A 13,008-nucleotide genomic window follows, 5' to 3' on the forward strand; every position below is an offset into this window, starting at 1 on the left:
CCCCGATCGGGCAGGTGAGAATCTGAGTATGGACGGGCAGGCGGACGAGGAGTGCACCCCGCGGGTCGGACGGACCCCCGGGGCCGGTGCCGTCCGCCGTCGGCTCCGGTGGGTGCTACGCGTCCTCGGGGTACTCGTGGTCAGCCTCACCGGCATCGTCGTCGGGGTGCTGCTGGCCGGGCACACCGAGACCGACATCGGGCCGTTCCGGGCGGAGTTGTCGATCACCCCGGCAACCCACGGCGGCACCACCGTCGCCATTCCCCCACTGGGCGCCCTCCTGCTCGACAGCCACTCCGGGCCGACCCACCTGACGGTCCGGCTCGGCGCCCTCGACCAGCGCCGCACCGAGGCGCTGATCGACAACCCGGCCGGGCTGGCCCAGGCCAGCCAGTCGGCGGTCTCCGACGTCCGCGCCGGGGTACTCCGGCTGGGTCTGCGCACGGTCGGCGTCGCGGTCCTCACCGCGCTGCTGCTGGCCGCCCTGGCGTTCCGGGACAGCCGCCCGGTCGCCTGGTCCGGCGGTCTGGCCCTGCTGATCACCGCCGGCAGTCTCGGCTGGGCCGCGCTCACCGTCCGACCCCAGTCCATCGAGGAACCCCGGTACGAAGGGCTGCTGGTCAACGCCCCGGCGATCGTCGGTGACGCCCGGAAGATCGCCACCGACTTCGGCAAGTACTCCGAACAGCTCCAGCGGCTGGTCGGCAACGTCGGCAAGCTCTACACCACGGTCTCCGCGCTGCCGGTGTACGAGCCGACCCCGGGCACCACGCGGGTTTTGCACGTCTCCGACATGCACCTCAACCCCACCGGCTGGCAGCTGATCCGGACCGTGGTGGAACAGTTCAACATCGACGTGGTGATCGACACTGGCGACATGACCGACTGGGGCAGCGAGCCGGAGGCCTCCTTCACCAGCTCGATCGGGCTGCTCAAGAAGCCGTACGTGTTCATCCGGGGCAACCACGACTCACCGGCGACGGCCGCCGCCGTCGCCCGGCAGCAGAACGCGATCGTGCTGGACAACCAGGTCACCTCGGTCGCCGGGCTGACCATTGCCGGCATCGGTGATCCCCGGTTCACCCCGGACAAGAGCACCTCACCGAACGGCTCCGGGCTGACCCGCGAGGGTGCCGACCAGCTGATCGGGGCCGGTGACCGGTTGGCCACCACGGCCAGGGGTTCGGCGGTACCGGTGAACATCGCGCTCGTGCACGACCCCTCGTCGGCCGGACCGCTCTCCGGCGCCTGCCCGCTGGTGCTCTCCGGGCACACCCACAACCGGCAGGTGTCGAAGCTGCCCGAGGTGCCCGGGAAGACCCCCACCCTGCTGATGACACAGGGCTCCACCGGTGGCGCCGGGTTACGTGGTCTGGAGGGCGAGCAGCCGACCCCGCTCAGCATGACGGTGCTCTACTTCGACCAGCAGAAGCTGCTCCAGGCGTACGACGACATTACCGTCGGCGGCACCGGCCAGTCCCAGGTCAACCTGGAACGGCACCTGGTCCGTGACCCGAAGGCCGGCGCGCCGGCACCGGTCACCCCGACCCCGACCCGCTGAGCCCCGCCCCGCCCGTTCCGTTCCGCCCCGTTCCGTTCCGTTGCCGTTCCGTTCCGCCCCGTTCCGTTGATCATGAAGTTGTTGTCGCGACACGCCGGTCGTGATGACAACAACTTCATGATCAACGGGGCTGGCGCGATGGCTGGGTCATGACGCAACCGGGCAGCGGCCGACGGCGAGGGGTTCGCCTGCGCCCTTTGCTCTGCTTCAGTGAAGGCAACACACTCAGCTGCCTGAAGTGTTGCCGTGACTGAAGCAGAGCAAAGGGGCGTGGTAAGGGTCTGCCGGCCGACGCAGCGAGGCCCGCAGCGGCAACCAGGTCAGCGCAGCGGCAAACAAGTCAGCGCAGCGGCAACCAGGTCAGCGCACCGGCAACCAGGTCAGCGCAGCGACAGCGCCGCCAGAGCGGCGTTGACGATGCTGCCGGGCAGCAGGTCGTGCAACTCGTACAGCTCGTGCACGGTGCCGGACTGGCCGAATTCGTCCACCCCGAGCGGTACCGCAGGCACCCCGAGGGCCGACCCGAGCCAGGCCATCGCGTGCGACGCGGCGTCGTGCACGGTCACCACCGGCGCCCGCTCGGCGAACGCCGCGCGCAGTACCCCGGGCACGCTCGGCACGGTCGCCGTCCGTACCCCCTGGCGCAGGGTCCGCTGCCAGGCCCGGTAGAGCCGGTCCAGCGAGGTCACGTCAACGACGTGCGCGGCGATACCCTCGTCCGCGAGTTCGGCCGCCGCCGCCAGCACCTCCGGCAGCACCGCGCCGGAGGCGGCCAGGTGCACCACCGGGGCGTCCACCAGTTCCGGGTACGCCTGATGCGCGTCCACCAGCCGGTACGCCCCGGCGACCGCCTGCCGGCGCAGCACCGCGTCCCCGATCCGGGCGCGGGCCGCCTCGAACGGCGCCTGGTCGATCGGCCGGGTGGTCAGCCGGAAGTAGTACGCCCCGTCCTCGGTCGGCGCGGCCGTGGTGGTCCGGGCCGGGCCGCCGGCGATCTGCCCGAGCGCGTCACAGAGCAGCCAGTCCAGCGCGGTGGCGTACGCCGGCTCGATGAAGGTCACGCCGGGCAGTTCCAGCCCCACCGACGCGGTGATGGTCGACTGGTGGGCGCCGCCCTCCGGGGCGAGCGTGACACCCGACGGGGTACCGGCCACCACGAACCGGGATCCGGAGTAGGTGCCGTAGAGGAACGCGTCCAGACCGCGCAGCACGAACGGGTCGTAGACCGTGCCGACCGGCAGCAGCGGCTGACCGGACAGGTCCCAGGACAGACCGAGCTGACCGAGCAGCAGGAAGAGGTTCATCTCCGAGATGCCCAGCTCGATGTGCTGGCCCGACGGACCCTCCGTCCAGCGCAGCATCCGGTCCTCGGACCAGGAGCGCTGCGCGCTGGGGGCGAAGACGCCGGTCTTGTTGATGAACCCGGCCAGGTTCGTCGAGGTGGCCACGTCCGGCGCGGTGGTCACCAGGTACGGCGCGACCTGCTCGTCCCGGGCCAGGTCGACCAGTACCCGTCCGAAGACCTCCTGGGTGGAGATCGGCTTGTTGGCGCGTACCCGGGTGGTCTCCGGCACCGCGATCGGCAGTGCCTGCTCGCGCGGCGGCCGGGTCAGGGTCTCGCGGCGCGACGCCGCCCAGACCCCGGCGGGCGAGGCGGGGTCGAGCCGGTCCCACTCGGTGTCGGGGGTCAGCCCGTGCACGGCGCGCAGGGCGTCGATCTGCTCGACGCTGAGCAGCGCGGAGTGGTTGCGTGGGTTGCCGGCGATGGGCAGGCCCCACCCCTTGACCGTGTACGCGAAGACCACACTGGGCCGGTCGGTGACCGCGTCACACTGGGCGTACGCGTCGAGCATGGCGGTCAGGTCGTGCCCGCCCAGGTCGGTGACGAGCGGCCCGAGTTCGTCGTCGTTGATGTCGGCGACGAACTCCGCCACCTCGGCCGGTGCCCCGTCGAGGAACTGTCGGCGCAGCGCAGCACCGGTCAACCCGAACAGCGACTGGTACTGCTCGTTGGGCATCCGGTCGATCCAGGCCCGCAGGTGCTCCCCGCCCGGCCGGGTGTACGCCACAGCCAGCTTCCTGCCGTACTTGACCTCGACCACGTGCCAGCCGGCCGCCTCGAACTGCCGGCGCCACTGGTTGATCCGGACCCCGGGCACCACCCGGTCCAGCGACTGCCGGTTGAAGTCGACCAGCCACATGACGTTGCCCAGACCGGTGGTGGCCGGGTCGGCGACGGCCTCCCAGATGTTGCCCTCGTCCAGCTCGGCGTCGCCGATGATGGCGACGAACCGGGACCGGGGCCGTTCGCCGAAGTGCGCGTCGACGTACCGGCGGGTCACGGCGGCGAAGAGCGGCGCCGCCGCACCCAGCCCCACCGAGCCGGTGGAGAAGTCCACCCCGTCCGGGTCCTTCGTCCGGGACGGGTACGACTGGAGGCCGCCCCGGGCGCGCAACCGGGGCAGGTAGGACCGGTCCAGATTGCCGAGCAGGTACTGCACCGCGTGGTAGACCGGCGAGGCGTGCGGCTTGACCGCGACCCGGTCGGCCTGGTCGAGGTGCGCGAACCACAGCGCGGTCATCGCGGTGGCCAGGGACGCGCTGGACGCCTGGTGCCCACCGACCTTGACCCCGTCACCGGTGACCCGGCCGTGGTTGGCCGCGTCGACGATCCGGGTGGCGAGCCAGAGCACCCGCCGCTGGATCTCGTCGAGTACGTCGAGGTTGAGGTCGGGGCGGGGCGGGTGTTCGGTCACGTCGGACTCCAAGGGCCGGACCGTCGCCGTTGACGGCCCGTCGAAGGGGCGAGTGGCGCAGCGGTGGTACCGGTAGGGGGTGGGGGTGGGGGTACGAGTGCGGGGGTGCGATGCGGCGGGGCGGTGCGGGGTACGGCGGGGCGGGGTGCGGGGTGCGGCGGGGCGGTGTTAAGAAGGGCCCCTTCCTATACCGAAAGCGTTAAGAAGGGGCCCTTCCTTACATCTCAGTCCTGGGAGCCGAGGCGGGCCAGGATCAGCTCGCGGACCGTCTTGGCGTCGGCCTGGCCACGGGTCGTCTTCATGACCGCGCCGACCAGCGCACCGGCCGCCGCCACCTTGCCGCTACGGATCTTCTCGGCGATGTCCGGGTTCGCGGCGATCGCCTCGTCCACGGCGGCGGTCAGCGCACCGGTGTCCGAGACCACCTCCAGACCCCGGTTGGTCATGATCTCGGTGGGCGTACCCTCGCCCGCGATCACGCCCTCCAGCACCGTACGGGCCAGCTTGTCGTTGAGTTTGCCCGCGTCGACCAGACCCTGAAGCTCGGCGACCTGATGCGGGGTGGCGCCGATGTCGGCCAGTTCCATGCCGGTCTCGTTGGCCCGCCGGGACAGCTCACCGAGCCACCACTTACGGGCCGCAGCCGGGCTGGCGCCCGCCGCCACGGTCTGCTCGATCAGCTCGACCGCACCCGCGTTGAGCACGGACTGCATGTCCTGGTCGGACAGGCCCCACTGCTGCTGGAGCCGACGGCGGTGCAGCCGGGGCAGCTCCGGCAGGGCCGCCTTCAGCTCGGCGACCCAGGCCGGGTCCGGCGCCAGCGGCACCAGGTCCGGCTCCGGGAAGTACCGGTAGTCGGTGGCGGTCTCCTTGGACCGGCCGGACGTGGTCTCCCCGGTGTCCTCGTGGAAGTGCCGGGTCTCCTGGGTGATCCGACCACCGGCGTCGAGCACCATCGCCTGGCGGAGCATCTCCGAGCGGACCGCCCGCTCCACCGAGCGCAGCGAGTTGACGTTCTTGGTCTCGGTCCGGGTGCCCCACTCGGACGAGCCCACCGGGTTCAGCGACGTGTTCACGTCGCAGCGCAGCGAACCCTCCTCCATCCGGACGTCGGACACGCCCAGCGAGCGGATCACGTCCCGCAGCTCGGTGACGTACGCGCGGGCCACGTCCGGGGCGAGCGCCCCGGTGCCCGGCACCGGCTTGGTGACGATCTCCACCAGCGGAATGCCGGCCCGGTTGTAGTCCACCAGCGACTCGGTCGCGCCGTGGATCCGGCCGGTGGCGCCACCGACGTGCAGCGTCTTGCCGGTGTCCTCCTCCAGGTGCACCCGCTCGATGCCGATCCGGACCAGCTCGCCGTTGACCTCGACGTCCAGGTAACCGTCCACGCAGAGCGGCTCGTCGTACTGGCTGATCTGGAAGTTCTTCGGCATGTCCGGGTAGAAGTAGTTCTTCCGGGCGAACCGGCACCACTGCGCGATGGAGCAGTTCAGCGCCAGGCCGATCCGGATGGTCGCCTCGATGGCCGCCTTGTTGGCCACCGGCAGCGAGCCGGGCAGGCCGAGGCAGACCGGGCAGACCCGGGTGTTCGGGTCGCCACCGAAGTCGGTCGGGCAGCCGCAGAACATCTTGGTGTTCGTACCCAGCTCGACGTGGGTCTCCAGGCCGATCACCGGCTCGTAGCGCGCGACCACCTCGTCGTACGCGGGCAGTGTCGTGGTCATCGGTAGCTCCTACCTCACAGGGCCGGCGGGGTGAGGGTGCCGACGGCGCTCTCCAGCGCGGCGGCGACCCGGTACATCCGGTCGTCCGCCATCGTCGGCGCCATGATCTGCAGACCGACCGGCAGCCCGTCGGAGAGCCCGCAGGGCACCGAGATGCCCGGCCCGCCGTACAGGTTGGTCGGGATGGTGTAGAGGTCGGCCAGGTACATCTGGTACGGGTCGGAGGTACGCGAGCCGATCGGGAACGCCACGAACGGGGTGGTCGGCGAGATCAGCGCGTCGACCTGCTCGAACGCGGCGGTGAAGTCCCGGGTGATCAGGGTCCGGACCTTCTGCGCCTGCCCGTAGTAGGCGTCGTAGTAGCCCGAGGAGAGGGCGTACGTGCCGATCATGATCCGCCGCTTGACCTCGGGACCGAAGCCGGCCTCCCGGGTCATCGACATGACCTCCTCCAGCGACCGGTTGCCGTCGTCGCCGACCCGCAGACCGAACCGCACGCCGTCGAAGCGGGCCAGGTTGGAGGAGCACTCGCTCGGCGCGATGAGGTAGTAGGCCGGCAGCGCGTACCTGAAGTTCGGGCAGGAGACCTCGACGATCTCGGCGCCCATCTTGGTCAGCGCCTCCACCGCCTCACGGAACGCGGCCTGCACGCCCGGCTCACCGCCGTCGCCGGAGAACTCGGTGACCACACCGAGCTTCACCCCGGTCAGGTCACCGGTCGCGCCGATCTTCGCGGCGGCCACCACGTCCGGCACCGGGGCCGGGATGGAGGTCGAGTCACGCGGGTCGTGCCCGCCGATCACCGCGTGCAGCAGCGCCGCGTCGAGCACGGTACGGGCGCACGGGCCGGGGGTGTCCAGCGACGAGGAGAACGCCACCAGGCCGTACCGGGAGGTACCGCCGTAGGTCGGCTTCGCGCCGACCGTGCCGGTGACCGCGGCGGGCTGGCGGATCGAGCCGCCGGTGTCCGAGCCGATGGAGAGCGGAGCCTCGTACGCGGCGAGCGCGGCGGCGCTGCCACCACCCGAGCCGCCCGGGATCCGGCCCAGGTCCCACGGGTTGTGGGTGGGGCCGTACGCGGAGTACTCCGTGGAGGAGCCCATGGCGAACTCGTCCATGTTGGTCTTGCCGAGCATCACCGTGCCGGCCGCGCGCAGCCGCTCGACGATCGTCGAGTCGTACGGCGGACGCCAACCTTCGAGGATCTTCGACCCGACGGTGGTCGGCACGCCCTTGGTGGTGAGCACGTCCTTGACCGCGACCGGCACGCCGGCCAGCGGCCCCAGTTCCTCGCCGGCCGCGCGGCGGGCGTCCACCTCGCCGGCCGCCGCGAGCGCGCCCTCGGTGTCGACGTGCAGGAATGCGTTGACCCGGTCGTCCACGGCGGCGATCCGGTCCAGGTGGGCCCGGGTCACCTCGACCGCCGAGGTCTCACCGCTGGCCACCAGCGCCGCGATCCGGGTCGCGGTCATTCTGGTCAGGTCAGTCGAGTCGCTCATGAAGCCACATCCTCATCCAGGATCCGCGGTACGCGGAAGCGCTGCTCCTCGGCGTCCGGCGCACCGGAGAGCGCCTCGGCCGGCGTCAGGCCGGGTACCACCACGTCCTCGCGGAGCACGTTGGTCAGCGGCACGGAGTGTGAGGTGGGCGGGATGTCGGCGGCGGTGATCTCGCCGACCTGCGCGACCGCCTGGAGAATCACGTCGAGCTGGCCGGCGAAGGTATCCAGCTCCTCCTCCGTCACGGCGAGCCGCGACAGTCGCGCCAGGTGCGCGACCTCCTCGCGGGAGATGGCGGCCATCGGTGCCCCCTTCATGACTGGCGTGCCTCGTGCGTCGTCTGCGTGTCAACCGTCGCATGCGGTGCGGCCGGTGACCCGAGCGAGTCTATTTGTGACCCGGTGCCGGGCTGGCGTCAGCCCCGCACCCCGGGCGCCGGGGCGGGGCGCAGCGGCCGGTACCGGGCCAGCCAGGCGGTCAGCTCCCCGGCCGGCATCGGCCGGGCGTAGAACCACCCCTGGGCCACCTCGCAGCCGGCCGCGTGCAGCAGCCGCCAGGTGCGCTCGTCCTCCACCCCCTCGGCGACCACCCGCAGACCCAGGGCGCCGGCCAGCTCGATCATCGACCGGACGATCGCGGCGTCGTCGGGGTCGTCGGCCATTCCGAGTACGAACGACCGGTCGACCTTCACCTCGGACAGCGGCAGCCGGCGCAGGTGCTGCATCGAGGAGTACCCGGTACCGAAGTCGTCGAGGGCGATCGCCACCCCGATCTGGTGCAGCCGGGAGATGGTGGCCAGCACCCGCCGGGGGTCGGCCATCAGGGCACCCTCGGTGATCTCCAGCTGCAGCCGGCCGGGCGGTACGCCGTACCGGTCCAGCAGCTCGGCGATCCGGTCGGCGATCTCACCGGTGTGCAGGTCCCGGACGCTGACATTGAGTGCCGCCCGCAGGGTGATGCCGGCCATGTCCCAGCGGGCCAGCTGCGCCAGCACGTCGTCGACCACCCGCCGGGTGAGCAGCCGCATCACCGCGCTCTGCTCGGCGACCCGGATCAGCTCCCCCGGGTCGACCATGCCCCGGACCGGGTGACGCCAGCGCAGCAGCGCCTCCACCCCGACCACCTCACCGGTCGCCACGGCGACCTGCGGCTGGTAGTACATGGTGATCTCGCCGACGTCCGCGACGGAGCCGGGCTCGGCGTGGACGGACCGCCCGGTTCGGGCCGGTACCGGCCGGCCTGCCGGACCCGGCGACCGGTCCCGGGCCGACGGCCCGTCCGGCGACGCGTCCCGGACCGGTACGCCCGGGGCGGGCGGGGCACCCGGGCCCGCTGGCGAATCCTCGCCCCGCCGGTCGGACAGGGTCGGCGGCCCCTCCGGCGATGCCGGAGCCGGTGGCGCGGCCGTGCCGCCCACAGCGGCGAACCGCCGGTGCGCCGCGCCCCGCCCGGTCGGGTCGGCACCGGCGATGATCCTGCTGATCAGCTCGTCGGCCGGCACGTCCGGCCCGGCGGGCGACCGGCGCCACCCGGACCAGTACCGCCGGTTCCCGCTGCGTCCGCCCCGCTGCCCGGCGCCGGCCGGGCTCGGGACCGGGGCGGCGCCGGGCAGCGTCACCGCGTCGGCCGGTTGCCCCTGCTCCAGGACCCGGCGCAGGTCGGCCAGGAGGCTCAACCGCTCCGGGGAGTTGTGGTCGGACTCGGCCGCGTACACGGCCACCGTGTCCCCCCGGTGCTTCGCCTCGTACATCGCCACGTCGGCATGGCGCATCAGGGTCTCGAAGTCCTCGCCGTGCCAGGGGTAGAGGGCCACCCCGATCGAGCCGCCCACGTCGAGCGGCAACCCGTCCAGGGCGACCGGCTCGGCCAGCCCGGCGACCACCTCGTCGGCGAGGCGCCGGGCGTCCCCGGTGCCGCGCAACCGGGGCACAACGATGGCGAACTCGTCGCCGCCGAGCCGGGCGACCAGGTCACCGGGGCGTACCACGCTGGTCAGCCGGCCGGAGACCTCGATCAGCAGCCGGTCACCGACCGCGTGTCCGAGTGCGTCGTTGACGTGCTTGAAGCGGTCCAGGTCGATCAGCAGCAGGGCCAGGTGGGCGTCGGGCAGCCCTTTCGCCGCCAGGGCCGCGTGCCGGCGTACCTGCTCGGCGACCTCCTGCAGCAGCGCCTTGCGGTTCGGCAGGCCGGTGAGCGGGTCCAGCGCCGCCAGTCGGGCCTGCTCGGTGGAGAGCCGCATCATCCGGTAGACCGCGACGAGGGGGACCAGCATCAACGGGATGAGCGCGGCACTGACCTGCGCGGCAGCCACCAGCACCGGGCCGAGCAGCAGCAGTGAGCCGGTGGAGAAGAGTTCGAACGGCAGCCCCTGGCGGAACTCCGGCCACCATGGACCGCCGAACCGCAGTCGCCCCGCGACACTCGCCGTGCCGTACCGGACCACGAACCAGGTGACCGCGGCGCCGGTCATCACCGCCACGTCCTGCCAGCCGGGACGGCCGTCGACCCGGAACGGGCCACCGGGGGCGAGCCGGAGCACCAGGTCGGCGGCGGCGAACGCGCAGGCGTACTGGGCGATGGTGAAGCCGATCCGCCCCGGGGCGTGCCGTAGCCGCCATCCCGAGACTCCGACGGTGAGCGCCTGCACGGCGATGGCCGGGCCGGGGCCCCAGGCCAGCATGATCGCGAAGGTGAAGCAGATCGACGGAAGGACCGCCGCGCTCTGCCGCCGCCCGGGCGCGGCGAAGGGCCGGATGTCGCAGATGGCGGCCAGGGCGGCCATCGTCCAGAATGCCGGTGGCAGGTCGGGCAGTCGGTCGGGCAGCGCGGCGAGCGGCCCGCCGGCCGAGATGGCGGCCACCGCGACCACCGCGCTGACGAAGCCGAAGAACGACATGACCCGACCTCGGGGCACGACGTTCCGCACGGCCGCCGGCTCCATCCGACCTCCCGACGCAGCGGTCCGGGGCGCGGCGGGTGCCGCGCCGTGTTGCCCCCATCAAACGCTGCGAACGGCGCCTTGTGCGGTACGACAGCCGCGAATAGGACGTAGTCGTAATTAACTTGGTATACGCGGCGACTTCCCGACAAGATCCATATTTATCCGGCGTCGCTTTCCGCAGCATCCTGGTCACTCTGGGCGACTGCACGGGCCGCCTCGGGCCCTTCCTCCAGCAGCACCCGGAACCCCGCCTCGTCCAGCACCGGCAGCTTCAGGCTGACTGCCTTGTCCGCCTTGGAACCGGGGTTCTCCCCCACCACCACGAACGAAGTCTTCTTGGAGACCGAGCCGCTGACCTTACCGCCACGCGACTGCACCGCCTCGGCCGCCTGGTCCCGGGAGAAGCCGGCGAGGGTGCCGGTGACCACGACCGTCGCCCCCTCCAACGGTCGGGGCCCCTCGTCGGCCCGCTCCTCGGCCATCCGTACGCCGGCCCTGGCCCACTTCTCCACCACGTCGCGGTGCCAGTCGACGGCGAACCACTCCTTGAGGCTCGCCGCGATCGTCGGGCCGACCCCGTCCACCGAGGAGAGCTCCTCCTCGGTGGCCGCCTCGATCGCCGGGATCGAGCCGAAGTGCCGGGCCAGCGCCTGCGCGGCGGTCGGACCGACGTGCCGGATCGACAGGGCGACCAGCACCCGCCACAGGGGACGCTGCCGGGCCTCGGCGAGGCTGTCCAGGAACCGGCCGGCGTTGCTGCCCAGGCTGCCGTCCTTGTTGACGAAGAACGGCACCTGGGTCAGCCGCTCGGCGTCGAGGAAGAAGAGATCGCCCTCGTCGGTGATCACTTGGGAGTCGAGCAGCGCCGCGGCGGCCTTCTCCCCCATTACCTCGATGTCCAGCGCTCCCCGACCGGCCAGATGGCTAAGTCGTTCCCGGAGTTGCGCCGGGCAGGTACGTGAGTTGGGGCACCGAATGTCGATGTCGCCCTCCTTTGCCGGCGCCAGCGGCGAACCGCAGTCCGGGCAGGTGGTCGGCATCTCGAACGGATACGCTTCGTCCGGCCGCAGGTCGATGACCGGCCCGAGCACCTCGGGGATCACGTCACCGGCCTTGCGCAGCACCACCGTGTCGCCGATCCACACCCCCTTGCGGGCCACCTCCCGCGCGTTGTGCAAGGTGGCCAACGCGACGGTGGAGCCGGCCACCCGGACCGGCTCCAGCACCGCGAACGGGGTCACCCGGCCGGTCCGCCCGACGTTGACCTGGATGTCGAGCAGCTTGGTGGTGACCTCCTCCGGCGGGTACTTGAAGGCGATCGCCCAGCGCGGCGCGCGACTGGTCGAGCCGAGCCGGCCCTGGATGGCGACCGGGTCGACCTTGACCACCACACCGTCGATCTCGTGCTCGACGTCGTGCCGGTGCTCGGCGTAGTAGGCGATGTACTCCCGGACACCGGCCAGGTCAGGGACCACCCGCCAACGCTCGCTGGTCGGCAGACCCCACGCCGTCAACGCCGCGTACGCCTCGGACTGCGCCACCGGGCGGAATCCGTCCCGGGCGCCGATGCCGTGCACCACCATCCGCAGCGGACGGGAGGCGGTCACCCGGGGGTCCTTCTGCCGGAGGCTGCCGGCGGCGGCGTTGCGCGGGTTGGCGAACGGCGCCTTGCCCTGCTCGACCAGGGAGGCGTTGAGATCGGCGAACGCCTCGACCGGGAAGTAGACCTCGCCCCGTACCTCCAGCAGGTCCGGCAGCACGCCGAACCCGTCCGCCGGGGTCAACTCGTGCGGCACCTCGCGGATGGTGCGGACGTTCCCGGTGACGTCCTCGCCGGTGCGGCCGTCACCCCGGGTCGCCGCCCGGACCAGCCGCCCCCGCTCGTAGGTGAGGTTGATGGCCAGGCCGTCGACCTTGGGCTCGCAGAGGTACGACACCGGGCCGCCCGCCTCGCGCTCCACCCGCTCGGCCCAGCCGGCCAACTCCTCGTCGTCGAAGGCGTTGTCCAGCGACATCATCCGCTCGGCGTGGGTGACCGGGGTGAAGAGCGTGGAGAACGTCCCACCGACCCGCTGGGTGGGTGAGTCGGGGGTGCGCAGGGCGGGGAACTCCTCCTCCAGCGCCTCCAGCTCACGCAGCAGCTTGTCGAACTCGGCGTCGGAGATCACCGGAGCGTCCAGTACGTAGTAGCGGTACTGGTGGTCGGTCAGCTCCTGACTCAGGGTGGCGTGCCGCTCCCGCGCCCCGACCGTCGGCTCGGCACCGGCGGCAGCCTCTTGCGCCGGGCTGACCTGCTGAGAAATGGCTTCTTCGGACACCTGACCTCCGTCTCGCTACCCCCGCACGGTAGCCGGCCGGTCCGACAGTCCTCAGCCCCGCGGTTAGGAAGGGGCCCTTCCTCTACCAAAAGCGATAAGAAGGGGCCCTTCCTTAGAGATCGCGCAAGTAGGTGGTTTCATGGGCGGCGGGTGGGGCGGGTGTTCCAGCGGTAGAGGGTCCAGGCCTGGCGGATGAGGCTACGGAT

Annotated in this window: 7 protein-coding genes; 1 reads left to right on the forward strand and 6 read right to left on the reverse strand. The window is 71.8% G+C overall.

The window, feature by feature from the left end; translation table 11 throughout:
- Nucleotides 1–28 precede the first annotated feature (28 nt).
- Entirely contained in the window at nucleotides 29–1,561 is a 1,533-nt protein-coding gene (locus V6U90_RS15845; protein WP_334436404.1) for a metallophosphoesterase, read from the forward strand.
- Between the two features lie 380 nt (nucleotides 1,562–1,941).
- Here V6U90_RS15845 and V6U90_RS15850 read toward each other — a convergent pair whose 3' ends face one another.
- The 6 genes from V6U90_RS15850 to ligA all read right to left on the reverse strand — a co-directional run bounded on the left by V6U90_RS15850 (nucleotide 1,942) and on the right by ligA (nucleotide 12,802).
- Nucleotides 1,942–4,317, reverse strand: coding sequence for a transketolase-like TK C-terminal-containing protein (locus V6U90_RS15850; RefSeq protein WP_334436406.1), 2,376 nt, complete (start codon nucleotides 4,315–4,317; stop codon nucleotides 1,942–1,944).
- 224 nt (nucleotides 4,318–4,541) lie between these two features.
- Entirely contained in the window at nucleotides 4,542–6,044 is a 1,503-nt protein-coding gene (gene gatB, locus V6U90_RS15855; protein ID WP_334436409.1) for an Asp-tRNA(Asn)/Glu-tRNA(Gln) amidotransferase subunit GatB, read from the reverse strand.
- A 14-nt stretch (nucleotides 6,045–6,058) separates the two neighbouring features.
- Entirely contained in the window at nucleotides 6,059–7,543 is a 1,485-nt protein-coding gene (gene gatA, locus V6U90_RS15860; RefSeq protein WP_334436412.1) for an Asp-tRNA(Asn)/Glu-tRNA(Gln) amidotransferase subunit GatA, read from the reverse strand.
- A complete protein-coding gene (gatC, locus tag V6U90_RS15865) occupies nucleotides 7,540–7,845 on the reverse strand; it encodes an Asp-tRNA(Asn)/Glu-tRNA(Gln) amidotransferase subunit GatC (RefSeq protein WP_334436413.1) in 306 nt (101 codons plus the stop codon). The genes gatA and gatC overlap by 4 nt, the downstream gene beginning before the upstream one ends.
- A gap of 113 nt (nucleotides 7,846–7,958) precedes the next feature.
- Nucleotides 7,959–10,484: a putative bifunctional diguanylate cyclase/phosphodiesterase gene (locus V6U90_RS15870; RefSeq protein WP_334436415.1), complete on the reverse strand. Its 2,526-nt coding sequence runs from the start codon at nucleotides 10,482–10,484 to the stop codon at nucleotides 7,959–7,961.
- A gap of 158 nt (nucleotides 10,485–10,642) precedes the next feature.
- Nucleotides 10,643–12,802 (reverse strand): NAD-dependent DNA ligase LigA, encoded by a 2,160-nt coding sequence (gene ligA, locus V6U90_RS15875; protein WP_334436418.1) that lies wholly within the window; start codon nucleotides 12,800–12,802, stop codon nucleotides 10,643–10,645.
- Between the last annotated feature and the right edge of the window lie 206 nt (nucleotides 12,803–13,008).

Source organism: Micromonospora sp. CPCC 206060, from assembly GCF_036906895.1.
GTDB lineage: Bacteria > Actinomycetota > Actinomycetes > Mycobacteriales > Micromonosporaceae > Micromonospora.